Source organism: uncultured Microbacterium sp. (assembly GCF_947488465.1).
In the GTDB taxonomy this organism is placed as follows: domain Bacteria; phylum Actinomycetota; class Actinomycetes; order Actinomycetales; family Microbacteriaceae; genus Microbacterium.
Window position 1 is genome coordinate 83434 of sequence record NZ_CANKZA010000001.1, and the last position, 25520, is coordinate 108953.

20 protein-coding genes and 1 pseudogene are annotated in these 25520 nt (G+C 68.1%); 7 read left to right on the forward strand and 14 right to left on the reverse strand.

Going from position 1 to position 25520, the window contains the following annotated elements:
• Positions 1-18: 18 nt before the first annotated feature.
• Complete coding sequence (locus Q0653_RS00425) at positions 19-399, forward strand: hypothetical protein (protein WP_298743848.1); 381 nt, start codon at positions 19-21, stop codon at positions 397-399.
• A 58-nt stretch (positions 400-457) separates the two neighbouring features.
• Here the strand turns inward: Q0653_RS00425 and Q0653_RS00430 are convergent.
• The 3 genes and pseudogenes from Q0653_RS00430 to Q0653_RS00440 form a co-directional block, all read right to left on the reverse strand.
• Positions 458-703, reverse strand: a pseudogene (locus Q0653_RS00430) (MFS transporter); the annotation flags it as partial.
• Positions 704-973: 270 nt separating this feature from the next.
• On the reverse strand, positions 974-1864 hold the full coding sequence (locus Q0653_RS00435; RefSeq protein ID WP_298743846.1) for an NYN domain-containing protein: 891 nt from the start codon (positions 1862-1864) through the stop codon (positions 974-976).
• Between the two features lies 1 nt (position 1865).
• Positions 1866-2849, reverse strand: coding sequence for a Gfo/Idh/MocA family oxidoreductase (locus Q0653_RS00440; RefSeq protein WP_298941778.1), 984 nt, complete (start codon positions 2847-2849; stop codon positions 1866-1868).
• Between the two features lie 172 nt (positions 2850-3021).
• Here Q0653_RS00440 and Q0653_RS00445 point away from each other — a divergent pair, with 172 nt between their 5' ends.
• Positions 3022-4374, forward strand: coding sequence for a M20/M25/M40 family metallo-hydrolase (locus Q0653_RS00445; protein WP_298941780.1), 1353 nt, complete (start codon positions 3022-3024; stop codon positions 4372-4374).
• 179 nt (positions 4375-4553) lie between these two features.
• Here Q0653_RS00445 and Q0653_RS00450 read toward each other — a convergent pair whose 3' ends face one another.
• The 7 genes from Q0653_RS00450 to hrpA all read right to left on the reverse strand — a co-directional run bounded on the left by Q0653_RS00450 (position 4554) and on the right by hrpA (position 14094).
• Positions 4554-5318 (reverse strand): siderophore-interacting protein, encoded by a 765-nt coding sequence (locus Q0653_RS00450; protein ID WP_298941782.1) that lies wholly within the window; start codon positions 5316-5318, stop codon positions 4554-4556.
• Positions 5319-5341: 23 nt separating this feature from the next.
• On the reverse strand, positions 5342-6094 hold the full coding sequence (locus Q0653_RS00455) for an ATP-binding cassette domain-containing protein (protein WP_298941784.1): 753 nt from the start codon (positions 6092-6094) through the stop codon (positions 5342-5344).
• 1 nt (position 6095) lies between these two features.
• A complete protein-coding gene (locus Q0653_RS00460) occupies positions 6096-7067 on the reverse strand; it encodes an iron chelate uptake ABC transporter family permease subunit (RefSeq protein WP_298941786.1) in 972 nt (323 codons plus the stop codon).
• A complete protein-coding gene (locus Q0653_RS00465) occupies positions 7064-8014 on the reverse strand; it encodes an iron chelate uptake ABC transporter family permease subunit (protein WP_298941788.1) in 951 nt (316 codons plus the stop codon). Before Q0653_RS00465 ends, Q0653_RS00460 begins: the two co-directional genes overlap by 4 nt.
• A 70-nt stretch (positions 8015-8084) precedes the next feature.
• Entirely contained in the window at positions 8085-9119 is a 1035-nt protein-coding gene (locus Q0653_RS00470; RefSeq protein WP_298941793.1) for an ABC transporter substrate-binding protein, read from the reverse strand.
• A gap of 45 nt (positions 9120-9164) precedes the next feature.
• Complete coding sequence (locus Q0653_RS00475; protein WP_298941795.1) at positions 9165-10106, reverse strand: NADP-dependent oxidoreductase; 942 nt, start codon at positions 10104-10106, stop codon at positions 9165-9167.
• Positions 10107-10149: 43 nt separating this feature from the next.
• On the reverse strand, positions 10150-14094 hold the full coding sequence (gene hrpA, locus Q0653_RS00480; RefSeq protein WP_298941796.1) for an ATP-dependent RNA helicase HrpA: 3945 nt from the start codon (positions 14092-14094) through the stop codon (positions 10150-10152).
• 153 nt (positions 14095-14247) lie between these two features.
• On the opposite strand from hrpA, the gene Q0653_RS00485 reads away from it, so the two are divergent.
• The gene (locus Q0653_RS00485) at positions 14248-15078 is read left to right on the forward strand and encodes an aldo/keto reductase (RefSeq protein ID WP_298941798.1); all 831 of its coding nucleotides are present in this window, start codon (positions 14248-14250) and stop codon (positions 15076-15078) included.
• A gap of 4 nt (positions 15079-15082) precedes the next feature.
• Here the strand turns inward: Q0653_RS00485 and Q0653_RS00490 are convergent, their stop codons facing one another.
• Positions 15083-16675, reverse strand: a complete 1593-nt coding sequence (locus Q0653_RS00490) for a phospholipid carrier-dependent glycosyltransferase (RefSeq protein ID WP_298743824.1) — start codon at positions 16673-16675, stop codon at positions 15083-15085.
• Between the two features lie 23 nt (positions 16676-16698).
• On the opposite strand from Q0653_RS00490, the gene rsmI reads away from it, so the two are divergent.
• Entirely contained in the window at positions 16699-17514 is an 816-nt protein-coding gene (rsmI, locus tag Q0653_RS00495) for a 16S rRNA (cytidine(1402)-2'-O)-methyltransferase (RefSeq protein ID WP_298941801.1), read from the forward strand.
• A gap of 60 nt (positions 17515-17574) precedes the next feature.
• On the opposite strand, the gene Q0653_RS00500 is transcribed toward rsmI, so the two are convergent.
• From Q0653_RS00500 to Q0653_RS00510, 3 genes are all read right to left on the reverse strand, one after another.
• Positions 17575-18495: a sugar ABC transporter permease gene (locus Q0653_RS00500; RefSeq protein ID WP_298941803.1), complete on the reverse strand. Its 921-nt coding sequence runs from the start codon at positions 18493-18495 to the stop codon at positions 17575-17577.
• A complete protein-coding gene (locus Q0653_RS00505) occupies positions 18495-20078 on the reverse strand; it encodes an ABC transporter permease subunit (protein ID WP_298941805.1) in 1584 nt (527 codons plus the stop codon). Before Q0653_RS00505 ends, Q0653_RS00500 begins: the two co-directional genes overlap by 1 nt.
• A 67-nt stretch (positions 20079-20145) precedes the next feature.
• Complete coding sequence (locus Q0653_RS00510) at positions 20146-21384, reverse strand: extracellular solute-binding protein (RefSeq protein ID WP_298941807.1); 1239 nt, start codon at positions 21382-21384, stop codon at positions 20146-20148.
• A 288-nt stretch (positions 21385-21672) separates the two neighbouring features.
• Between Q0653_RS00510 and Q0653_RS00515 the strand changes: the two genes are divergently transcribed.
• The 3 genes from Q0653_RS00515 to Q0653_RS00525 all read left to right on the forward strand — a co-directional run bounded on the left by Q0653_RS00515 (position 21673) and on the right by Q0653_RS00525 (position 25316).
• Positions 21673-22686 carry a LacI family DNA-binding transcriptional regulator gene (locus Q0653_RS00515; RefSeq protein WP_298941809.1) on the forward strand — a complete coding sequence of 338 codons (1014 nt, stop codon included), beginning with the start codon at positions 21673-21675 and terminating at the stop codon, positions 22684-22686.
• Positions 22687-22739: 53 nt separating this feature from the next.
• The gene (metG, locus tag Q0653_RS00520) at positions 22740-24305 is read left to right on the forward strand and encodes a methionine--tRNA ligase (protein ID WP_298941811.1); all 1566 of its coding nucleotides are present in this window, start codon (positions 22740-22742) and stop codon (positions 24303-24305) included.
• A gap of 108 nt (positions 24306-24413) precedes the next feature.
• A complete protein-coding gene (locus Q0653_RS00525) occupies positions 24414-25316 on the forward strand; it encodes a TatD family hydrolase (protein ID WP_298941813.1) in 903 nt (300 codons plus the stop codon).
• Positions 25317-25520 lie beyond the last annotated feature (204 nt).

The window sequence follows — 25520 nt, forward strand, 5'->3', positions numbered from 1 at the left end:
TGCAGGCATACTGGCCGTATGCGGAGCGTGGCGCGATGGATGCTGGCGGGGGGCATGGTCTTCGCGGGCCTGTCCCATCTTTTCTGGGCGCGGAAGGAGTTCCAGGCGCAGGTGCCGGACCTCGTGACCGACGTTCTCCCGATCGATAAGGACGGGGTCGTGGTGGCCTCCGGCGCTGTGGAGATGATGCTCGGCGCGGCCCTCGTCGTCCTCCCGAAGGAGCGAGGTCGGATCGGGGCGATCCTCGCGGCCTTCTTTGTCGCGATCTTCCCGGGGAACATCGCGCAGGCCGTGGGTAAGCGCCCGGCGTTCGGCCTCGACAGTGACGCGGCCCGGTGGGCGCGATTGGCGTTCCAACCGCTGCTCGTGGCGTGGGCCCTCTGGTCCACCCGCGACTGAAGAACGACGAAGGGGTGGATGCTGCGGCATCCACCCCTTCGTTGTTCATGACGTGCGCTCAGCGCCCGGCGGGCACCCGCACCGATTCGGTCTCGGCTTTGAGGCGCTCGCGGTCGACCCGGTCGATCTCGTGGAGCGAGATCCCCTTGGTCTCGCGGAGCGAGATCACCGCGACGAGCGTGATGGCGGCGGCAGCGGCGAGATAGAACGCGACGCCGACCCACGATCCCGTCGCCGACAGGATCGCGGTCGCGATGATCGGTGCGAGCGAGCCTGCGAAGATCGAGGTGACCTGGTAGCCGAGAAACATGATCGGACCGAAGACGAGCGTCGCGGCCGTGGCATAGAGGAAGAACTCATACCATTCGACGACGGTGCCGGCCATGGATGCGGTGACGACGCGACGAAGGCTGGAGACCTTTTCGTCGGATGCGGGCGCTGTGGCCATGCGCTGATACCTCCTTGTAGAGCGCGGGACGGCACCCGGGGGAGTGTCGATCAGCGACGCTACCTGAAATGTGATTCAGGTACAAGGTTCAGATGCGCACACCGCGTGTGCGCGGGCGCACAGAGATCAGGCGACGGGCGTTTCCGTGGGATGCAGGCGGACGCGGACGATGTTCGTCGTCTCGTCGATGTCGGCGACCGTGGGATAGGCCTTCACGAAGTCGGAGAACGAGCGGTGCCCGAGCGCCTTCTCACTGAAGGACGGATCCATGCGCTTGAGCAGGTTCTTCACCGCAGAGAGGTGCAACCACTCGTCGTCGGTGCGCACCTGTTCGAGCTTGAGCGCGCGGCTCAGGAGCTCCGATGCCGGGTCTTCCGCGGGCTTGCGGCGGCGCGACGACGAGGAAGACCCGGCATCCGCCTTCTTCTGCGCAGCCTGCGTTGCCGGAGGCGGCACGACGCCGGGAAGGGAGTCGTAGGAGTCGAACTGATCGCACGCAGCGGCGAGCGACTTCGCGGTCGACCCGGCCACCCCGACACCGACGACGATCCGGCCGAGTCGCTTGCAGCGTTGCGCGAGCGGCACGTAATCGCTGTCACCGGCGACGATCACGACGTGTGTCAGGTCGGGAAGACGGAACATGTCCTCGACCGTGTCGACGGCGAGACGGATGTCGGCGCCGTTCTTCGCGTAGGCGGCGGCGGGGAAGAGCTGGACCAGATCGACGGCGCGCGCGACGAGCTGCGACCGGTAGAACGCGTTGACCGGCGACGACCAGTCGGCGTACGCGCGGGTGAGCACAAGGGTGCCGAACGATGCCGCGTAGTCGATGATCGCGCCGACGTCGATCGTCGCGTCCTTCAGGCGCTGGGCAATTGTGGGCTCATCGGGGTCGGCGATGATCTTCTGCCGGTCGCCGGCGTAGGCATTGCGGCCATGGACGCGGTCGTACCAACTCATCACGATGTTGTCGAAATCGAGATACACCGCGACACGGGGATTCTGCGGATCGGGCATGTCATCGCTCCTGGGGGTAGGCCACGCCCAGCTGGGCACGGATCGAGTCGAGCGCGCGCATGATCGCGACGGATTCGCCGAACGGCAGCAGGTCGCTGTCGGTGCGGCCCGCCGCGATGATTTCCTCGGCAGCGAGGGCTTGGAACTGCATGCCGCGGCCGGGGACCTCGGAGACGTACTCCTCGAGGACGGTGCCATCGGTCGCGGTCACACGGAAGGACGTCGGCGTGTACCAGACCGTGTCGATGTCGATGCGCGCGCGGGTGCCCACGATGTGGGCGATGTTGGGGCCCGCAGCGCGTGACGAGGTGATGAGCGACGACACCCCGCCGGCCGTGTGGGTGCTGGAGATGACGGCTTCGGTGTCGGCGCCGGTCTCGGCGAGACGTCCGACCGCGCGGATCTCGTCCATCGGGCCGAGGATGTCCCACGCGAACGACACGGGATAGACGCCGAGATCGAGCAACGCGCCGCCGCCGAGTTCCAGGGCGTTGAGTCGGTGCGTCGGATCGGTCGGCAGGCTCTGTGTGTGGTCCGCGATGACGGCACGCACGTCTCCGAGGGTGCCGTCGGCGACGAGTTCACGGATCCGGATCATGTGCGGCAGGTAGCGCGTCCACATGGCCTCCATGGCCAGCAGACCCTTCGAGCGCGCGAGATCCTGGATTTCGGCGGCTTCACCGGCATCCAACGTCACGGGCTTCTCGATCAGGACGTGCTTGCCGGCGCTCAGCGCGAGCAGCGCGTGCTCCCGGTGATGGCTGTGCGGTGAGGCGACATAGATGATGTCGATCTCGGGATCGGCGACCAGGTCTTCGTAGGAGCCGTGAGCGCGCGGGATCTGGAACTCGGCCGCGAAGGCTGCCGCGGCGTCAGGGCGGCGGGAGCCGACGGCAACCAGGTCGAGGTCCGCCGTGCGCAGGTCCTTCGCGAAAGCGTGGGCGATGCCACCCGGAGCAAGGATTCCCCAGCGCAGTCCAGTCATGCCTCGAGCCTATCGGCGTGCGGCTCGCCGGCGGTGCGTGCCGCGTACAGGAAGATTCCGCCGAGTACCGGAGAAACCGGGTGGAAACGGAGCTTTCGGACCAATGTTCCTGTACGCGATACACGGTTTGGGGAGCGCCCGACGGGGCGCACCTTGTGCGTAGGCTCGGACGGTGACCGAATACCGTGACCTCCCCGCCGACGCCGCGCTGGAGCGCTTCCGCGAGTTGCTGCGCATCCCGACGGTGTCGCATGCCGATGAAGTCGACATCGACTGGGCACGCTTCGATGAGTTCCTTGCCGCGCTCATCCGGCTGTACCCGCAGACACACGCGACGCTGGACCGCGAGGTCATCGCCGGGCACTCCGTGCTCTACCACTGGGCCGGGGCGACCCCAGCCGACCCGCTCGTGTTGATGGCCCATCTGGATGTCGTTCCGGTCGCCCCGGAGGAATGGACGCATCCACCCTTCGCCGCCGAGATCATCGGGGCGGGGGAGGATGCCGAGATCCACGCGCGCGGCGCGATCGACGACAAAGGGTCACTCGTCGCGATCCTGGAAGCCGTCGAACACCTCGTCGAGAGTGGCCATACGCCCGCCCGCGATATCTATCTCTCGTTCGGGCACAACGAAGAGACCGCCGGCGAGGGCGCGCAGGAGATCGTCCGGGCGCTGCAGTCCCGTGGCATCAGGCCCGGGCTCGTCCTCGACGAAGGCGGGGCGGTCGTGGACGGCGTCGTTCCCGGAGTCACCGTGCCCACGGCGATGGTCGGCGTCGCCGAGCGCGGCGTCATGACGGTGCATCTCACGGCGCGCGAGGCGGGTGGGCATGCCTCGACCCCGCCGGCGACGCCGGCGACCGTCCGTCTAGCCCGGGCCATCGACCGCGTACACCGGCATCCGTTCCCCACTCGCATCGCGCCGCCCGTGCGAGCCCTCTTCGCGACCCTCGCTCCGCACACGCACGGGCCGTTGCGCTGGGTCTTCGGTCATCTGGCTCTCACCGGGCCGCTGCTCGCGGGCGTCTTCCCGAGGCTCGGGCCCGAGATGAACGCGCTCGTGCGGACAACCGCCGTCACGACCGAGCTGTCCGGCGCCCCCGGCGAGAACGTCCTGGCGACGACAGCGCGCGCGTCGATCAACATCCGGCTCCTCACCGGCGACACCGTCGCGTCGGCCGAGGCGCACATCCGACGTGCCGTGGCGGACCCTGCCATCGAGGTCGAGGTGCGGCACGGATCCGATCCGTCGCCGGTCTCGCCCTGGCAGGGCGAGCCCTGGCGCCGCATCGCGACGGCGGTGGCCTCGGCTCTCGGCGAGGACATCGTCACGACGCCGTACATTCAGCTCGGTGCGAGCGACAGCCGCTGGTTCACGCCGATCAGCGCGCACGTTTACCGGTTCACGCCTTTCCATCTCACACGCGCCGAGCGCGATGCCCTCCACGCGCACAACGAACGCATTCGGGTCGAGGTGTGGCTGCGCGGGATCGGGTTCTATCGGGATCTCATCCGCGCGAGCTGACCGCGAGCGCAAGGATCGCCGCCTGAGCGGGGCCATGCGGCCGACTCGGCATGACGATCTCCGCAGAATGTTGCGATCTCCGCATCCGAAAGCGCTTGCGCGTGCGGAGGAGGCGACATTCTGCGGAGTTCGTGCGAGTGGATGCCGGAGACAGGGATGCCGGAGAAGGATCGGGGCGTTCAGTGCGGGGCGTGGTACTCGGTCTCGCCGTGCTTCCAGTAGCCCTTGATGATCACCTGGTCCGGCGCCAACGCCCAGCGGTCCAGGAGCAGCGCGCGGCCCGGCTTCACGATGGCCTGCTCGGCGGCGATGAAACCCAGCACCGCACCCGGCGGCCGGTCGCCAGCCGTCAGCGCGTCCAGGTGTTCGGCGAGCGCCGAACCCGGCGCGGCGGAACTGCGATGGACGAAGGAGACCTCTATGCCGGGGGGCGTCTCGAGCGGCACGGCATGCATGCCCTCGATGATGACCCGGCCGGATGCCGCGGCATCCATCTGCGCGACGAATCTGCGGATCGCGGGGATCGCCGTCTCGTCTCCCGCGAGCAGCCACGCGTCGGGACGACCGATGAGGACCTTCGAACCGCGCGGTCCGCCGATCGCTGCCGTCGAGCCGATCGGGGCGCGTGCCGCCCACGGGGCCGCGATGCCGTCGTCGCCGTGGATCGCGAACTCGAGGTCGAGCCACCCCGCCTCCGCATCCCACGCGAGCGGCGTGTACTCGCGGCTCGGCGCAGCGCGCAGGTCGTCGATCGATGCGTCGGCGGCGTCCGCGAAGAAGACCCGGATGTGGTCATCGGCGCCGAGCGAGGTGAAGCCGACGAGCTCATCGCCCTCGAGGCGCACGCGTACGTAGGTGGGCGTGATCCAGGTGCGCGCCGCGAGGCGTACGCGACGGAAGCGGAGGTCGAGTCCGCGCGGCTCCAGGCGGAAGGTGGTGTTCATGTCACTCCGATTCATCGAGGGGGTCACTCCCACAGCACGACGAGGCGCTCGCCGAGCTTTTCGACGCGGGCTGGCGTGTCGTAGAGGGCGGTGAGCTGCGTCGCGGTGATGACAGAGCCGACCGGGCCGTGGTGCACGACGCGGCCGCTGCGCATCGCGATGATGTCGTCGGCGAACTGCGCCGCGACGTTGATGTCGTGGAGCACGACCACGATCGTCATGTCGCGCTCGGCGCACTCGCGCCGCAGGAGTCGCATGAGGCTGACCGCATGCCGAGGATCGAGGTTGTTGAGCGGCTCGTCGAGGAGCAGGTGATCGGTGTCCTGTGCGATCGCCATTGCGACGAACGCGCGTTGCCGCTGCCCGCCGGAGAGCTCATCGAGGAACCGGCCGCGCACCTCGCCCAGGTCCAGCAGGGCGATCGCCCGCTCGATGCGGGCGCGATCTTCGGCCGTGCGGCCCGATCCGCCATGCGGAAAGCGGCCGTAGGCGACGAGATCTTCGACGCTCAAGCGGATCGCCAGATGATTGTCCTGGCGGAGGATCGCCAGGCGACGCGCGATCTCGCGCGATCCAGCGGTGTGGACATCCACACCGTCGACCGTGATCGTGCCCTCCGTCGTCTGGATGAGCCGCCCGATCGCGGAGAGCAGGGTCGACTTGCCGGCGCCGTTCGGCCCGATGATCGCCGTGAGGCCGCGCCCGATCTCCAGCGTGACGTCGTCGACGGCAACGAGGCCCCCGTGTCGCTTGATGACGGCATCCGTCCGAATCATGTCAGCGGGCCCTTCCGGTGAGAACGAGGATGATGAAGAAGATGCCGCCGGCGAACTCGATCACGACCGGCAGTTCGGTGGAGAAACCCAGCATCCGATCGAGGATCAACTGGCCTCCGACGAGGGCGATGACCCCGATCGCGATCGCGGCGGGGATGCTGCGCACGTGCCGGTGCCCGACGGCACCGTAGGCGAGGTTCGCGACGATCAGCCCGAAGAACGTCACCGGACCCACGAGAGCGGTGGATGCCGCCACCAGCGCCGCGATCACGATCACGACGTGCATGACGGTGCGCCGATGCTCCACCCCGAGCGAGATCGCGGTCGTCTCCCCGAGCGAGAGCACGTCGAGCGCGCGCCGAATCGGCCAGAGCGAGGCGATCGCGAGCACCACCAGCACCCCGGTCGGCAGGAGAAGCTCCCGGTCGACCGAGGTGAAGCTCGCGAAGGCCAGGTTCTGCACGATCGCGAACGTGTCGGGGTCGAGCAGGCGCTGGAGGAACGAAGTGACGGAGCGAAAGAGGACACCGAGCACGAGCCCGGCGAGGACGATGACATGCAGGTCCAGTCTCCGCCGGAGGAACAGCCAGGAGTAGAGCAGCACGATCGACCCCGCCATCAGGACGAGTTCGACCGTCCACGACGCGAGCGGCGGGGCCGAGACCAAGAGCGCGGGGCCGATCGCGAAGGCGACGACCACCTGGATGGCGAGGAAGACGGCGTCGAAGCCCATGATCCCGGGCGTCAGGATGCGGTTGGCCGTGATCGTCTGGAACAGCACGGTCGAGACTCCGACGGCTGCGGCCGCGATCACCATTCCGGCAATCGTGCGGGTGCGGATGTCGAGCGCGTACTCCCAGCGGCCGGGGAGATCGGTGAACAGGTACAGCACGATCACGAGGACAGCGAGCGCGGTCAGCGCGGTAAGCCTCAGGGCGGGAGAGCGGAGAGCGGCTCGGGTTGTGGCGATCATCGGACGCTTCCCGCCACGGAACGGCGCCGGCGTGCCGGCCGCGCCGCATCCGACGGCTGCGCGGTGCCGAGGAGCATCCACAGGAAGACGATGCCGCCGAGAACGCCCATGACGATCGAGATCGGCAACTCGAACGGAAAGCGCACGAGACGCCCGACGATGTCGCACAGCAGCACGAGGGAGGCGCCGAGCAGGGCGACGATCGGCACGGATCGCCGCATGTTGTCACCCACCCAGCGGCTGACGATGTTCGGAGCGATCAGGCCGAGAAAAGGGATCGCGCCGGTGATGACGACCATGACGCCCGTGACGATCCCGATGATGCCGACCCCGAGCGCCATGACGCCGCGTGTGTTGAGCCCGAGTCCGCGTGCGGTGTCCTCACCGAGACCCGCGACGGTGAACCGGTCGGCGGCGATCCAGGCGATGAGGGCCGCCGCGGCGGCGACCCAGAGCATCTCGTACCTCCCGCGGATGATGCCCGAGAAGTCCCCGATGCCCCAGCTGAGGAGCTCCTGCAGCATGTCGGCACGGTAGGCGATGAAGGTCGTGACGGCGCCGATGACGCCCGCGTAGAGGATGCCGACGATCGGTACGAGGACGCTCGAACGAGAGGGGATGCGGCGGATCAACGCGAGGAACCCGATGACGCCGACGAGCGCTCCGACCGATGCGATGATCGCCGTGATCCCGAGCGGCAGGCCGGGGGAGAGGAGGAGAAGCAGCAAGAGGGCGAAGCTGGCGGCATCCGTCGCTCCGGTCGTGCTGGGCTCGACGAAGCGGTTGCGGGTGAGCAGCTGCATGATCAGCCCGGTGACAGCGAAGGCGATGCCCGCGAGGATGAGGGCGACCGTGCGGGGAACGCGGCTGGCGACGAGGATGAAGCCGTCGAGTTCGGCGACACCGATCAACAGCGAGATCGTCGCGAGGGCGGCCGTGGAGACCACCCCCGCGACGATCAGCGTCGTGGGGGACAGGCGTTTCAGAAGTCCGCTCCCCGCGAGTCAGGGAACAAGGTCAGCTCGCGACGGCGTCGTGGACCGAGGAGAGGACGGTCTGGATCGCGGTGAGGCCGTTGATGACGATGTAGAGCTCGCTGGCGGGCAGGTAGATGATCTGTCCCTCCTGAGCAGCGGTCGTCCGGTCGACGATCTCGTTGGAGAGCGTCTCTTCGGCGGTGCTGCCTTCACCTGTCGCCGCGCCACGGTCGAACGCGATGATCCAGTCGGGGTTCGCGGTCAGGAGGAACTCGTTCGTGACGGTGTCGCCGTGAGGTGATCCCTCGGCGCCGGGGAGCTCGGCCGCGGCGACCGCGGGGGTGAACCCGAGCTCGTCGAAGAAGTAGCCGAAGCGCGAGCCCTCGCCGAACGCACCGTACTCGCCGCCGGAGATCGAGAGCACGAGCGCGGTGCCCGATGCCTCGGACTGGATCGTGGAGGTGAGTTCCTCGATGTCCGCCGTCAGCTCAGCGACCTTCTCCTCCTCGCCGAAGATCTCGCCGAGCTGAGCCGCCCGCACGAGGCCGGCTGCCGGGTCGAACGTGCCGCCGTAGGTGCCGGTGAGGTCGATCGTCGTGGCGATCTTCGCGAGCTCGTCGTACTGTCCCGTGCTCCGGGCCGCCGTGACGATGAGGTCGGGCTCGAGCTCGTTGACGGCCTCGAAATCGGGCTCGAAGAGCGTGCCCACGGTCGGAAGATCCGCGTACTCGGAGAGGTAGTCCGGAAGGGCGATCTCCGGGATGCCGATGACCGAGTCGCCGGCGCCGATCGCGTGCAGGGTGTCGAGGGTCGCGATGTCGAAGGTCACGACGGCCTGCGGCTGGAAGGGCACCTCAACCGAGCCGCGCGCGGCGTCGGTGTCTTCCTGCCAGGACGTCTCGCCCTCTTCCTCGACCTGGATGAGGGTGGGCTGGGCGTTGTCGACAGCGACTGTCGATGCGGTGGTCGGGGCCTCGTCATCGGCGTTGGCGGCCGGGGAGGAGCAAGCGGTCACAGTCAGGGCGACGGCCGCAAGACCGACGAGCGGCCAGAGCGTGCGAGATGAGGTGATCATGTAGGTAAGCCTAGCCTTACCCGACCCCGGTCTCAAAACGCAGGGTCAGGGGATGAGCACGACCTTGCCGTCGATGCCGTCTGCCACGAGGTGGTGCGCCGCCGCCGCGTCGGCGAGCGGTACCTGGGCGCCGAGCTCCACCGTGAACCGCCCGGCGGCCAAGAGCGCGAGCGTGACGGGGATCGCCTCGGCCCGCCACGCCTTCTCCTGAGCACTGAGGGGCACCGGACTACCACCCATGAAGGCGCGGATGCCGAGGTCAGCGGCATCCTTCCCCCGCACGAGAGTCGCGATCCGGTCGCGGTCGGCGACGAGGGTGAGCGAGGTCTCGAGAGCCTCGTCGGTGCCGGCGATGTCGATCGCGGCGGTGACACCCTGCGGTGCGGCGGCGCGAACGCGACCTTCGAGCCCCGGCGCGTACGAGATCGGCGTGGCACCGAGGGAGCGCACCCGATCGGCGCGGCGATCGCTCGTCGTCGCGAGGACCGTGGCGCCCCAGAGCACGGCGAACTGGATGACGGCCTGACCGACGGCGCCCGAGCCGCCGTGCACAAGCAGCGTGTCGCCGGGTCCGACGGCGAGCGAGCGGAGGGTTTGGTACGCGGTGCCCGCAGGGATGCCGAGCGCAGCGCCCTCCGAGGCGGACACCTGCGGCGGACGTTTCGCCGCCTGACCGGGCGTGACGACGACATCGGTCGCATAGAGCCCGGCCGCACCGAAGAGGACGACAGTATCGCCGACACGGAATCCCTCGACGCCGTCACCCACCGCGGTCACCACCCCGGCCCCGTCGCCGCCCACGCGGCGTGGTTCGACGATGTCACCCGATGCGCGAGCGCCGGAGCGCAGCTTGAGGTCGAGCGGATTCACCCCCGCCGCCTCGATGCGCACGCCCAGCTCGCCCGGACCGGGCAGAGGCGTGGGAATGTCGGTGACGGTGAGGACCTCGGGCTCTCCGAACGCGGTGTATGTGATGACGGTGCTCATCAGGCAGTCAACCTCCTTGTCGTCGCGGCTTGTCTGCCGCGTATCACCCTCCGGCGAGGGCCTTCGTGACGCGTTGCAGCGAGACCGCCTCCGCGGTGCCCAGCTGCTGAGCGAACACACTCACGCGCAACTCTTCCAGCAACCAGCGAGCTCGGGCGAGGGGTGCCGCCGCATCGGAGGGGAGGGGTACAATGCCCCCGGCATCCGCGTATGCCGCGCTCGCGCGCTCGAACTCGGTCATCCGCTGCCGGTCGCGCCCCGGATTGTCGGCGAGACCCTGCACCCGCTGCAGGGCACCCTGCAGGTAGCGGGGAAGGTGCGCGAGCCGCGCGAGGCCGGTGCGCGAGATGAACCCGGGGAAGATGAGGGCGCTCACCTGTGCTTTCACATCGCCCAGGGGAGTGAGGAGCGTCAGGGAGTTCTGTGCGCGGACCGCTCGATCTACGTCGCGCTGCAGCGCGAGGATGCGCGCCGCGAGGGAGACGGCCTGGAAGAGTTCGTCGACCACGGCGGCGGAAAACGCATCCCGCACCGCCTCGAACTGTTCCGGATCGCGCGGGTTCGGCACCGTCCGGTCGAGTACGGCGTCCGCGACGGCAACTCGAGCGTCTTCGATGAGGGCTTTCGCCGACGGGTAGGGCGAGGTCGCGAGCACGAGCTTCTCGGCGGCGGTGAGATGTTCGAGGACGTACGCGCTCGGTGACGGGACGGCCAGAAGAAGGAGCCGCCGCACACCCGCCCGCGTGAGGCGCGCGGCGCGCTCGGGCGTCGCCTCGATGCGGAGGGCGACGCTCGTCTTCTCGTCGACCAGGGCGGGGTAGCCGCGCACGACACCGCCGGCTACCCGAGAGTCGACGACGTCCGGGAGGGTCCCGACATCCCACGTGGTGATCCCCGCGCGCTCGGCAACCCCCGTCGTCCCACTTTGTGCGGGCCGTGTCCCACTTTCGGCAGGGAGTGTCCCACTTTCGGTCGATTCTGGTGCTCCAGACCAGCCTTTTGTGGGACGAGGGCCTCGGGGCGAGTCCGCGGGATGCGCGAGGGAACGTGCGACCTGCTCGCGTGCGCGGCCGGCAAGCTGCGCCTGCAGCTCGGCGAGGTCATGCGAGCTGCCGATCGTCCGGCCCCGCGGATCGACCGCGCGAAAGCCCATCGTGAGGTGGGCGGGCACGCGCGAGAGGTCGAAGTCGGCAGGTGTCACGGGTTGATTCGCGACGCGTTGGATGCGGGAGGCCAGCGCCGCCCGCAAGGACAGCGGAGGGAGCCCCGCGTGCGACTCGGGACCGGCGCCGGCGAGGTCGTCGCCGAGGGTGGTGGCCCAGTCCGCCGCGGGCACGACGTGGCGCCTGATCGCCTTGGGGAGTGCGCGCAGGAGTGCGGTGATGAGTTCCCCCCGCAGCCCCGGCACCTGCCAGTCGAAGCCGTCCTCGCGGAGCTGGGCGAGGAGCGCGAGCGGAACGACGACGTTCACACCATCATCCGGTGCGCCCGGTTCGAAGCGATACGCGAGCGAGAGCGTCTGATCGCCCTGAATCCACCGCGTCGGGAAGTCGCGCTCGTCGGCGCGGGACGAGTCATCGAGAAGGTCGGCCTCGGTCATCTCGAGAAGGCGCGGAGTCTGTGCCGATGTCTCGCGCCACCACGTCTCGAAGGACCGGACGTCGAAGACATCGCGGGGGATGCGGGTGTCGTAGAACGCGAAGACGGCTTCGTCGCCGACCAGGATGTCCCGCCGTCGCTCGCGCTCTTCGACCTTCTCCAGCCGTCGCCGCAGGTCGTGGTTGCGCCGCTCGAACGCCGTCAGACGCTTGTCGAGGTAGTGCGTGTTCCACTCGCCCTCGACGAGCGCATGGCGCACGAACAGTTCGCGGGCGAGGTCTCGGTCGATCCGAGCCAACTGCACGCGCCGCCGCGGGATGATCTCGATCCCGAACAGCGTGACTTTCTCGGCTGCGACGGCGGCCCCCGCATCCTTCGACCAGTGCGGGTCGGTGATCGTGCGGTGTGCGAGGTCGCCCGCCAGCTCTTCTGCCCAGGCCGGGTCGATTGCGGCGACGGTGCGGGCGTAGAGGCGCGAAGTCTCGACGAGTTCGGCCGCCATCACCGCATCGGGAGACGCTTTGCGCAATCCCGATCCGGGGAAGATCGAGAACTTCGCGCCGCGCGCCCCGCGATACTCCGCCAGCGGGCGCCGTTTGGGATCGGTGCGCTGCGTGGAGCGCGTGTCGAGGATGCCGATGTGCGACAGCAGACCGGACAGGATCGCCCGGTGGATGAGCGCGGGGTCCGCAGCCGACCCGGTCGCCGAGTCGGCGTCGGTGCGCGAACGCGCGTCGGACTCGCGGGTGAGCTGGCGGAGCTGACGGTGGACGTCGAACCATTCCCGCACCCGCACATAGTTGAGGAACTCGCTGCGGCAGAGTCGACGGAAGGCGCTCGAGGAGAGCTCGCGCTGCTGTTCCTGGAGGTGGTTCCACAGGTTCAGCAGAGTGAGGAAGTCGCTCGTCGGGTCGATGAACCGCGCATGCATGCGGTCGGCCTGCTCGCGCTGTGCGCCGTCCTCGGCGGACGGGCGCTCGCGGACGTCCTGGATCGAGAGCCCCGCGACGATCGCGAGGACATCGCGTGTGACACCGAGCCGTCGGGCTTCCTGCAGCATCCGAGCGAAGCGCGGGTCGATCGGCAGCCGGGCGATCTCACGCCCCCACCGCGTGAGCTTCGGCGTGCTCCGGCCGGTTTCGATCGCGCGGAGCTCGGTGAGCAGGTCGAGCGCCGCCTTCACGCCGCGTGAGTCCGGGGGAGTGAGGAAGGGGAATTCCGAGATGTCGCCGAAGCCGAGGGCGAGCATCTGCAAAATGACGGAGGCGAGCGAGGTGCGCAGGATCTCCGGCTCGGTGAACTCCGGACGGGCGTCGAAGTCGTCTTCGGCGTAGAGACGGATCGCGATGCCGTCGGACGTGCGACCCGCGCGACCCGAGCGTTGTTGCGCCGAGGCCTGCGAGATCGCTTCGATGGGGAGCCGCTGCACCTTCGAGCGAGCGCTGTAGCGCGAGATGCGGGCGGTGCCTGCGTCGACGACATAGCGGATGCCGGGGACCGTCAGACTCGTCTCGGCGACATTTGTCGCGAGGATCACACGCCGGCGCACCCCGGCGATCGACGAGGCTTCGAAGACACGATGCTGGTCGGCGGATGACAGACGTCCGTAGAGCGGCAGGACCTCGGTCGGCCGAGCATCCTGCGCGTACATGCCGCGGACGGCATCCATCGCGTCCCGGATCTCGGCCTCCCCGGGGAGGAAGACCAGCACGTCGCCGCTGGACTCGCGGTCGAGCTCCCTGAGCGCCGCGGTCAGCGCGTCGACCTCGTCGTCCGTCTCGGTCGCCGGGCGGTAGCGGATCTCGACCGGGTAGGTACGCCCGGAGACCTCGATGATCGGCACCTCACGAGTGCCGCCTGCTGAGAAATGCCGCGCGAAGCTTTCCGGGTCGATCGTGGCGGAGGTCACGATGACCTTCAGATCCGGCCGTTCCGGGAGGATGCGGGTCAGGTAGCCGAGGAGGAAGTCGATGTTGAGCGACCGCTCGTGCGCCTCATCGATGATGATCGTGTCGTAGCGCCGCAGCAGTCGGTCGCGGTGGATTTCGTTGAGCAGGATGCCGTCGGTCACGAGCGCGACCTTCGTGTCGGCGGAGACCTGATCGGTGAATCGGACCTTGTACCCGACCGCGCCGCCGAGTGGCACCTGCATCTCCTGCGCGATGCGCTCCGCGATCGTGCGCGCCGCGATCCGGCGGGGCTGTGTGTGTGCGATTTTCTCGCGACCCAGTTCAAGGCAGATCTTCGGCAGCTGCGTGGTCTTGCCCGACCCCGTTGCGCCGGCGACGATCACGACCTGGTGGCCCTCGATCGCGCGCGCGATCTCGTCGCGCGCGGCGCTGACAGGCAGCTCCGGCGGGTACGAGATGACGGGTTCGGCGGAAGGCATAGCCCTCCATCGTATGCGGCCTCAGCCGGCGGTGGGCACCGGCCCATTCGTTCGCGAGACGCCAGATCCCTGGTGAGACGCGACGCAGGGCGTTCCGTCTCGCCGCCGATCTGCCGTCTCGCGGGAGGTGGTGCGGATGCCTACGCTGGGGGTATGACGACGATCCCCACCCTCACGCTCAACGACGGCCACACGATTCCGCAGCTCGGCTTCGGGGTGTTCAAGGTCGACCCCGCCGAGACCGAACGCATCGTTTCGGATGCGCTCGACGCGGGCTACCGGCACATCGACACGGCCGCGATCTACGGCAACGAAGAGGGCGTCGGCCGCGCGCTCGCCGCGAGCGGCATCCCGCGTGACGAACTCTTCATCACGACCAAGCTCTGGAACGACCGGCAGGCCGGCGAGGCACCGCTCGCCGCGATCGATGAGAGCCTCGGCAAGCTCGGACTCGACCACGTCGATCTCTACCTCGTGCACTGGCCGGCGCCCGCAAACGGCAATTACGTCAACGCGTGGGAGAAGATGGTCCAGATCCGGGATGCCGGAAAGGCCACGAGCATCGGCGTCTCGAACCACCTTCCCGCACACCTGGAAGAGGTCATCGCCGCGACCGGGGTCACCCCGGCGGTCGATCAGATCGAGCTGCACCCGGCGTACCAGCAGCGTGATGTGACCGGATTCGCGGCAGACCACGGCATCCTCATCGAGGCATGGGGTCCGCTCGGTCAGGGCAAGTACCCGCTGTTCGACGAGCAGCCGGTCGCGTCCGCGGCGGCCGCGCACGGCAAGACCCCGGCGCAGGTCGTGCTCCGCTGGCACGTGCAGCAGGGATTCATCGTGTTCCCGAAGTCGACGAGTGCCGCCCGCATCCGCGAGAACCTGGATGTCTTCGACTTCGAGCTCACCGCGGATGAGCAGTCCGCGATCACGGCGCTCGAGCGGGACGGCCGCGTCTCGGCGCACCCGGACGAGGTGAACTGAGCGGCTAGATCCACCCCGGCATCCAGTTGTGCAGGCGGTAGAAGTCGTAGGGCACCTGCGTGGCCGACCACAACGGATACCAGAAGATCGATAGCGCGATCACGACGCCGAGGAACACCAGCACGACCCGCTGACCGGCCAGACGCCGGTCAGCGGGGGCGTGCGCGGCACCGATGACGTCGCGGAGTGCGAACGTCAGGGCGAGCAGCAGGAACGGCCAGATGACGATCGTGTAGAACTGGAAGATCGTGCGCTCCGGATACATCACCCAGGGCAACCAGGTGGCCGCGATCGCGACGAGCACAACCGCATGACGCCAGTCCCGGGCAACGACGAAGCGGTAGACCAGATAGATCATCGCCGCCATGCTCGCGTACCACAGCAGCGGATTCGGCATGCTGTACAGGATTTCCAGGCATCCACTCGCACCGCCCGTGCAGCCGTTCTCCCCGTCGGCGGAGCTACCGGCATACATCGACGTCGGCCGCCAGAGCAGCGGCCACACCCACGCCGGACTCATGTAGCTGTGCGGTGAGCTCATGCCGGCCATCGAGGTGTAGATGGTCTCGTGATAGCGCCAGAGGCTCTGCAGCGACAGGGGCACCCAGCCGAACACGCCGGTCGCCGGAGAGCCGTCGGCGGCGTGGCGGTCGTAGCCGCCGTCGCTGGTGAGCCAGCCGGTCCACGAGGCGAGATACACAACCAGGGCGATCGGTACGAGAAGGACGAAGGATGCCGCGCCCTGGCGGACAGCATCCATCGGCCAGAACGTCACCCCCAGACGTCGACGCTCCAGCGCATCGGTCACGACGAGGTAAAGGCCGATCGCAGCCAGCACCCAGACGCCGGACCATTTGACCGCCGTCGCCGCTCCCGCCGCCGCGCCGGCGGCGATGACCCAGGGACGGTTCCAGAGGACGGCGCCCCACGCGGGAGGCTCATCACCACGCAGGCGCGAGGCGATGGCGGCCGCGAGGCGATCGAGATGTCGCCGGCGATCGATGACCGTGAACCAGAAGGCGAGGAGCACGAAGAAGGTGAGGAAGATGTCGAGCAGCGCGACCCGACTCATCACGATCCCGAGGCCGTCGATCGCCAAGAGGAACGACGCCACGCTCGCGAAGACGGTCGAGCCGGTCAGGGCCCTCGCGAGGAAGAACAAGACGAGGACGCAGGCCGTGCCGAACAGAGCCGTCGCGACGCGCCAGCCGACCGACGATTCCGGCCCGAAGAGGGCCATGCCAGCGCCGATGAGGAACTTTCCGAGCGGCGGGTGGACGACGAAGCTCGCGGCCGTCGTGAAGATGTCGGTCTCGCCGGCGGCGAAACGTGCGTCCGCACCCTCGGGCCACGTTGCGGCGTAGCCGAGGTTCCACTGGCTCCACGCATCCTTGACGTAGTACGTCTCGTCGAACACGAGCGCGTGCGGGTTACCGAGGTTCCAGAACCGCAGGATCGCGGCCAGAAGCGTGATGAGGACCGGCGCGAGCCATCCGTACAGCCGCTGCAGGCGCGGCTCCGCGGCCAGGCGCGTGCGCCAGCCGTCGTAGAAGGATGGCCGCTCGGCAGGCAGCAGCGGCGGGGCGGTGCTCGTCACGACGACCAGCCTATGCTGGGGCGGTGATCATCCTCGCGGCGACCCCCATCGGCAACCTCGCGGATGCCTCCGGACGCCTGCGCACCGCACTCGAGACGGCAACCGTCGTCGCGGCGGAGGACACGCGGACGACCCAGCGGCTCCTGCAGGGGCTGGGGATCGAGAACCGCCCCCGGCTCATCGCGCTCCACGACCACAACGAGAAGCAGCGTGCGGCGGAGCTCGTCGCCCGCGCGCGGGACGAAGATCTGCTCGTCTTGAGCGATGCGGGCATGCCGACCGTCAGCGACCCCGGCTTCGCGCTGGTCGCCGAAGCCGTCGCGCAGGGCGTGACCGTCACGGCCCTTCCCGGGCCGAGCGCCGTCATCACGGCACTCGCCGTCGCGGGCCTGCCTACCGACCGATTCACGTTCGAAGGATTCCCGCCGCGCAAGGCGGGGGAGCAGCGTCGGACCTTCGGCGCTCTTGCCTCCGAGCCACGGACGATGGTGTTCTTCGAAGCTCCGTCGCGGCTCGCGGCGACACTCGAGACCATGGCGGGCGCCTTCGGGGCCGATCGGCCGGCCGCCGTCTGCCGGGAACTCACCAAAATGTTCGAGGAAGTCGTCCGCGGGTCGCTGGGCGAGCTGGCCACGTGGGCGGCGGACGGCGTGCGCGGCGAGATCGTCGTCGTCGTCGGCGGTGCTCCCGTGCGCGCGGTGTCGGCGGTGGATGCCGTCGCTCACGTGCAGACGCTCGTCAGCGGCGGCATCCGTTTGAAGGATGCCGCCGCTGAAGTGGCCGCACAGACCGGCCTGTCGAGCCGAGATCTGTATCAAGCGGTGCTCGCGCAGCGCTGATCTCGATACACCGCGCCTGCGGCGCGGCACTCGATCACCGGGGGAGCGAAGCGCTGAAGGTCAGCCCTTGACCGACCCGGCGGTGAGGCCGCCGACGATGTAGCGCTGCAGCGTGAGGAACAGCACCAGAACCGGGAGTGAGGCGAGGATGGCCCCGGCCGCGAACAACCCCCAGTTGCTGGCGAGCTGGTTCGAGACCCACTGGAACATGCCCACCGCGAGCGTCCAGTTGTCTTCCGAGACGAGCACGATCTTGCTGATGATGTAGTCGCCGAACGACGCGATGAAGGCGAGCAGCGCCACGACCGCGAGGATGGGCGTGACCAGCGGCATGATGATGCGCCAGAAGATCTGTGCGTGCGTCGCGCCGTCGATCTTCGCCGACTCGTCGAGCTCCTGCGGGATCGTGTTGAAGTAGCCGTACATCAGGAACGTGTTCACGCCGAGCGCACCACCGAGGTAGATGCAGATCAGGGAGATCTTGGAGTTGAGTCCGAGGACGGGAAACACCTCGCCGATCGAGAGAAGCATCAGGAAGATCGCGACGAAGGCGAGGGCCTGAGGGAACATCTGGATGATCAGTAGCGCGGTCAACCCCACGCGGCGACCGCTGAAACGGAACCGCGAGAAGGCATAGGCGGCAGCGGCGCCCATGAGAACCGCGCCCAGCGCGGCCGACACGCCGATGACGAGCGTGTTGCCATACCAGGTCCAGTAGCGCGTGTTGGCGAGAGCCTGATAGTTGCCAAGATCGAAGGCGCTGAACAGGCTGTTGCTCCCCGACAGGCTTCCGCCCGGGTTGAGCGATGCCGAGAGCACGTACACCAGAGGGAAGATCGCGTAGAAGATGATGACGAGGGCGAGCAGGTATTTCCAGCCCACCTCGAGTGCCCACCTCTTACGGACGGCGCCGCGTCTGCTCGCGTCGAGGTGGACGGATGCCTTCGCCTCGCGGGCGGTGGTTTCGGTCGGAGCAGACATCAGGAGTACTCCTCGAGCTTCTTGGTCTGGCGGAACGCGATGGCCGAGATGATGGCGACGACGAAGAAGACCAGGATCGACAGGGCACTCGCCAAGCCGTAGTCGGCCTTTCCGCCGGAGACGCCCGAGATGTCCCAGATCGCGGAGATCAGGATGTCGGTGTAGCCCAGCGTGTAGGGCGCCCCGGGGATGACCGGGCCGCCGCTGTTGAACATGTAGATGATCGTGAAGTTGTTGAAGCTGAACGCGAACGACGAGATCAGTAGCGGCGCGGTAGCCACGAGAACGAGCGGCAGGATGATCGAGCGAAGCTGTCGGAACCGGCCCGCGCCGTCGATTTCGGCTGCCTCGAGTGCGTCCGCCGGCAGCGCCTGGATCGCGCCCGTGCAGACGAGGAAGAAGTACGGGAAGGTCAGCCACACGTTCACGAAGAGCACGGCGAACCGGGCGAGCCACGGGTCGCCGAGCCAATCGATCGAGGCGCCGCCGAAGAAGAACTGGTTGATGACGCCGAACTCGCTGTTGAACATGCCCCGCCACAGCAACGCCGACATGAATGCGGGGAAGGCGTACGGGAGGATGAAAAGCGTCCGGAGGATCTTGCGCCCCTTGAGCCGCTCATCGTTGTAGATGATCGCGAGGACCAGGCCCATCGCGAACGGCACGGCGACCGAGAGGAAGGCCCACGCGAATGTCCAGGCCGTCACGAGGGCGAGCGGCTGGATCATCGAGGAGTCGGTGAACAGTCGCAGGAAGTTGTCGAAACCGACGGTCACGACCCACCCGGTCGGCAGGCTCTGGCCCTCATCTGAGGTGAACAGGCCGGCATCCGTCGCGCGGTAGACGGTGTCGGTGGACGTGTCGGTGATCGTCTGGGCGCTCTCGTCCCACACGAGGTTCGAGATGTAGACCGCTCCCGAAGCGCCGTCGCGCGTGCGGATCGAGCCATCGTTCGGGTCGTCGGACACCGGGACGCGGAGCGCCGTGATCTCGTTCTGCATACTGATGATCTGGTTGACCGACAGAACGTTCCACCCGGGTACGTCGGTGGGTGCGCTCGTGGAGGTGGTCTCGCCGACGACCTCGAGCGGACGGTCGGGGGACCCGGCCTTGATCTCGCCGTCGTCGACTATGGCGAAGCCGTAGGTGCCGCCCTGCTCGACGATCGACAGCGGGTAGCTGGGGGAGTCGTCCACGCGACGCTCACCCTGAATGAGGGCGGCCTGGACCGCCTGCTCTTGCGACCCGACGTGCCCGGCTCCGTAATTCGTGAAGGCGATGTAGGCCGTGTACGCGAAGATGAAAACCTGGAAGATCAGGAGGAAGGCGAGCCCCGGCAGCAAGTACTTCAGGGGCAGTGCGCGCTTGGTGAAGTAGACGATGTCGGCGGCGAGAAGCAGCAGCACGGCCACGGCGAAAATCAACCACGACTCCGCTTGGAACGCCGCGACGATGCCCAGGAGGCCAAACGCGTTGATCACGGCCATGAGGCCGAGCTTCACGAGGAAGCCCCAGCCGATGCCGCTCCAGCGTCGCGCGTGGGCTTCGGGCGGGCTCTTGCGGTCAACCTGTGGGACCGACATATCTGTCTCCTTCTGGGGGGAGGGATGTTCCGGGCGTGGGGAGGACCCCACGCCCGGAACGGGGATGTCAGCCGATGGCCGCTTCGACGTCGGTGATCATGCTGGCCCATGTGGATGCCGGGTCGGCACCCTTGATGATCTGCACCTGCGCGGTGTTCCACAGCTCCCAGACCGCACCCATCTGGGGGATCGAGGGCTGCGGCACGCCGTTCGCGGCGGAGGCGAGGAAGCCGGCGACCACGGGGTCGGAGGCGACCTTCTCGGCGACGGTCTTCCACGCGGGCAGGCGCGGGTCGGCGTCGTACAGTGCCTGCTGCGCCTCGTCCGTGGCGAGGTAGGTGGTCAGGAACTGCTGCGCGACAAGCGCGTTCTGGCTCTGCGAGCTCACGTAGAAGCCCTGCACGCCGACGAACGGAGCCGCCGTCTCGCCGCCAGCGGACGGAATCGGGTTGACCGTGATGTTCACGCCCTGCGCGGTCAGCGTCTCCACGGCCCAGGGGCCCTGGATCGTGTACGCGGCCTTGCCCGAAGCGAACAGCTCGTTGTTGATGTCGTAGTCGATCGTCGTGGAGATGTTGCCGGTGCCGGTTTCGCCGTTGGCGCCGAGCCAGGTCGCGAACGCGGCGCCCGCGTCGCCGCCCATGCCGACCTCGGTCGTGTAGGAACCCGAAGCATCCTGGACGAACACCGGAGCACCGAACGACGTCTGGAAGCCGTACATCGTGTACGCGTCGCCGGTCTGTCCGGCCGTGTTGATGACGAACGGGCGCTCAGCGCCGGCAGCCTGGGCCGCCGCGATCATGTCGTCGTAGGTCGCAGGAGCGTCCTCGCCGACGAGGTCGGTGTTCTGGATCAACGCGATGCTCTCCAGCGCATACGGGAAGCCGTAGACCTGGCCGTCGTAGGTGAACGCATCGATCGCGACCTGCTCGAGCTGCTCGGCGGACGCGCCGAGGTCGACGGTGTCGATGACTCCGGCTTCGACGAAGGCGCCGAGGAAGTCGTGGGCACCGATCGTGATGTCCGGGCCGTTGCCGGTCGGGACCTGGTTGATGAAGTCGGTGCGGACGTCCTCGAAGTTCTTCTGAACGAGTTCGATCGTGCCGCCGGTCTCCTCTTCGAACGTCTTCGCGGCCGCCTCGATGGCGGGCTTGCGGTTCTCATCGGTCCAGATCGTGAGGGTCACGCCGCTGGCGTCGATCGCCTCGTCGGTTTCGCTTGCTGTGGGGGTCGTGCTGCCAGAGCAGCCGGCCAGCAACAGGGTGGACGCCGCAAGGGCTACGACGCCGATGCCCATCTTTCGCATGGATCTTCCTTCCGTGGTGGGTGTATCTCTCGGTGCGACGACCACACGGGTCGCGGGGTCTTGCGCACACGGCAACGAAAGGGTCACGCTCGTCGAGGCGACGCGGTGACGTTCATCGGTTCGGTTCTTCGTTGTCCGTGACTCAGGGCTGTGACCGGTCACAGCATCCGCACCCAGCATACGTCGACCGTTCCCGGATGGCGGCGTTCGTTATGAAACTGTGACTGGCTACAGCAAAAGTGGTCAGACCCTCAAGGGAACCAGCACAGGCGCGGTAAAGTCACCGTCGTGGGATCGACAGACGCGACGCGCAAGCCGACGATTCGCGACGTCGCGGCTGTCGCGGGCGTCTCCTACGGCACCGTGTCGCGCGTCATCAACGGCGGACACTGGGTGTCCCCGGATGCCCGCACCGCCGTTGAGGACGCGATCCGCGCGACGGGCTACACGGCCAACCACGCGGCGCGTGCGCTCGCGACCGGGCGGGCGAACTCCCTCGCCTTCCTGCTGACCGAGCCGCAGAACCTCCTCTTCTCGGATCCGATGTTCGCGTTGCTGCTCCGCGGAGCCACCGAGGCGCTGGCAGAGCGGTCGATGACACTTGTCCTCCTCATCGCCGATACCGCAGAAGAGCAGGCGAACGTCGAACGCTACGTGCGCGCCGGCCACGTCGACGGCGTGCTGCTGGTCTCGTCGCACGAGTCCGATCGCCTGCTGGCATCGCTCGTCGCCGCCGGCGTCCCGACCGTCTGTACCGGCATCCCCCTCGGTGAGACGGCGGGCATTTCGACCGTCTCGGTCGACGAGGTCGCCTCAGCGCGCATGATGACGCGTTACCTGCGCGATCAGGGGCATCGCCGGATCGCGCTCATCACCGGGCCCAACGACACACCCGGTGGGCGGTTCCGCCTGGTGGGATTCCGCGAGGAGATGGGGGATGCGTTCGATCCCGACCTCGTCGCTCAGGGGAGCTACGAGCAGGCCACGGGAGATGCCGCCATGACGGCTCTCCTCGAGCGTGCTCCCGACATCGATGCCGTCTTCGCCGCCAGCGATGTGATGGCGGTGGGCGCGATCGCCGCGCTCCGGCGCGCCGGCAAGCGGGTCCCCGAAGATGTCGCGGTGGCAGGCTTCGACGATTCGGGCCTCGCGGCCACTCACGCTCCGCCGCTGACCACGGTCCGCCAGCCGTGGGCGCAGATCAGCGCGGCGATGGTCGACATGTTGCTCGAGGTCATCGCCGGCGCCACCGTGCCCTCGGTGGTCTTGCCGACGACGCTCGTCGTGCGCGATACCGCCTGAGGCGCCACGTCACACGAGCCGGAGCCGTGCGCGACGACGCCTAGAATCGACGGGTGAGCACCGGCCGATCCTTCTACATCACGACGCCCATCTACTACCCCTCCGACCTGCCCCACATCGGGCACGGGTATACGACGGTGGCCGTCGACGCCCTCGCGCGTTGGCACCGACAGGCGGGCGACGACACCTGGATGCTCACCGGCACCGACGAGCACGGGCAGAAGATGATGCGCGCCGCGTCCGCCAACGGCGTGACACCGCAGGAGTGGGTCGACAAGCTGGTCGAGGGCTCCTGGTTCCCGCTGCTGGACACCCTCGAAGTGGCCAACGATGACTTCATCCGCACGACTCAGCCCCGCCACGAAGAGCGTGTGCAGCAGTTCGTCCAGACGCTCTACGACCGCGGATACGTCTACGCGGGCGAGTACGAAGCGCTGTACTGCGTCGGGTGCGAAGAGTTCAAGCCCGAACCCGAGATCGTCGACGGGAGCGGCGCGTTCGAGGGTCTGAAGGTCTGCGCCATCCACTCGAAGCCGCTCGAGCTGCTGCAGGAGAAGAACTACTTCTTCAAGCTGAGCGAGTTCGCCGAACCCCTCTTGGAGCTCTACAAGAACGAACCCGACTTCGTGCGGCCGGAGTCCGCCCGCAACGAAGTGGTCTCCTTCGTCAAGAGTGGTCTCAAGGACTTGTCGATCTCGCGGTCGGCGTTCGACTGGGGCATCCGAGTTCCGTGGGACGACAGTCACGTCATCTACGTCTGGGTCGACGCTCTCTTGAACTACGCGACGGCCGTCGGATACGGCACTGATCCCGCCGAGTTCGAGCGCCGCTGGCCTGCGTTCCACATCGTCGGCAAGGACATCCTCCGCTTCCACGCGGTCATCTGGCCCGCCATGCTGATGGCGGCCGGTCTCGACGTGCCACGTGGCGTGTTCGCGCACGGCTGGCTGCTCGTCGGCGGCGAGAAGATGTCGAAGTCGAAGCTCACCGGCATCGTGCCCACCGAAATCACGGATGTCTTCGGGGCCGATGCGTACCGGTTCTATTTCCTTTCGGCGATTGCGTTCGGTCAGGACGGATCGTTCTCGTGGGAAGACCTCTCGGCGCGGTACCAGGCCGAGCTCGCGAACGGCTTCGGCAACCTCGCATCGCGGACGACCGCGATGATCGAGAAGTACTTCGAGGGCGTCGTTCCGCCTCCGGCTGCATACTCCGAGGCCGATCTGCGCATCCAGAAGATCGTGGCGGACGCCGCGACGGCCGCAGACGCGGCCATCGACCGGTTCCGCCCGGACGAGGCGATTTCGGCGATCTGGACGATCGTGGACGCGCTCAACGGATACATCACCGAGAACGAACCGTGGGCGCTCGCGAAGGTCGAGGCGGAGCGTCCGCGACTCGGGACGGTGCTCTACACGGCGGCCGAGGGTCTGCGCGCGCTGACCGTGTTGCTCAGCCCGATCATGCCCGAGTCCACGGGAAAGCTCTGGATGGCACTCGGGATCCCGGGTCGCCTCGTCGACGAACCCATCCGCGACGCGGGCGCCTGGGGCCGCCTGGCGCCGGGAACGGTCGTCAACGCCCTGGCCCCCCTGTTCCCCCGCATCGAGCAGTCCTAACCTGTCGCCCCGTGTCCCACTCCGTGCGGGCCTTGTCCCACTCCGTGCGTACCTTGTCCCACAAATGGCTGGTTCGACAGCGTCAGAACGACCGAAAGTGGGACACGCATGAGTGAGACCGCACAGTCGGGGCCTGCCCCCGCGGATCCGTCGCAGTACGTCCGCGTGCGTGAGAAGGGTACGCGCGACGTGTCCTATCCCGCGGCACCCGACCCGCTGCCCGTGCTGGTGTACGACAATCACGCCCACCTCGAGATCGAGGACGGCGAGGGACTCGACCTGGGCGACCACCTCGCGCGTGCGCGCGCGGTCGGTGTCGCCGGCGTCGTGCAGGCCAGCGGCGACGTGGATTCCAGCCGATGGTCGGCGTGGGCCGCGGCATCCCACCCCGGTGTTCTCGCGGCCGTGGCGATCCACCCGAACGAGGCGCCGGCGTATGTCCAGCGCGGCATACTCGGCGATGCGATCGCCGCGATCGATGAGCTCGCCGCGCAGCCGCGCGTGCGGGCGATCGGCGAAACCGGGCTGGACTTCTTCCGCACAGAGGAGGACGGGCACGCCGCGCAATTCGAGAGCTTCGAAGCGCACATCGCGCTCGCGAAGAAGCACGACATAGCGATGCAGATCCACGATCGCGACGCGCACGATGCCGTGCTGGAAACCCTCGCCCGCGTCGGCACACCGGAAAAGACGGTGTTCCACTGCTTCTCCGGCGACGCGGCGATGGCGCGGATCGCCGCCGACCGCGGCTACTGGCTCAGCTTCGCCGGGAATGTCACCTTCAAGAACGCGCAGAACCTGCGCGACGCCCTGGCGCTCACCCCGCGGGAGCGGATTCTCGTTGAGACCGACGCGCCCTTCCTCACCCCGACGCCACTTCGTGGACGCCCGAACGCGCCCTACCTGATCCCGGTCACCGTTCGCTTCATGGCCGCTGAGCTGGGCGTGGACCTCGCCGAGTTCTGCGCGCAGCTGGCCGCCAACACGGTCGAGGTCTACGGCGAGTTCTGACCGCTGGTTCGGGAACGCCACGGACGGCTCAGTCGCACGGCCGGTGGTGCGGATGCGGCCGGGTGGGGCTGGTGTGGCGCGCTGGAGCGCTCGTGCCCTACGACAGGGCGCGGCGGGATGAGTCTCCTGCGAGTCGCGACGCCGGCGGGCGGAGTCACCGGCGGGCGGAGACACGCGCGGCGGACGTGCCAGGTGACCCAGTTG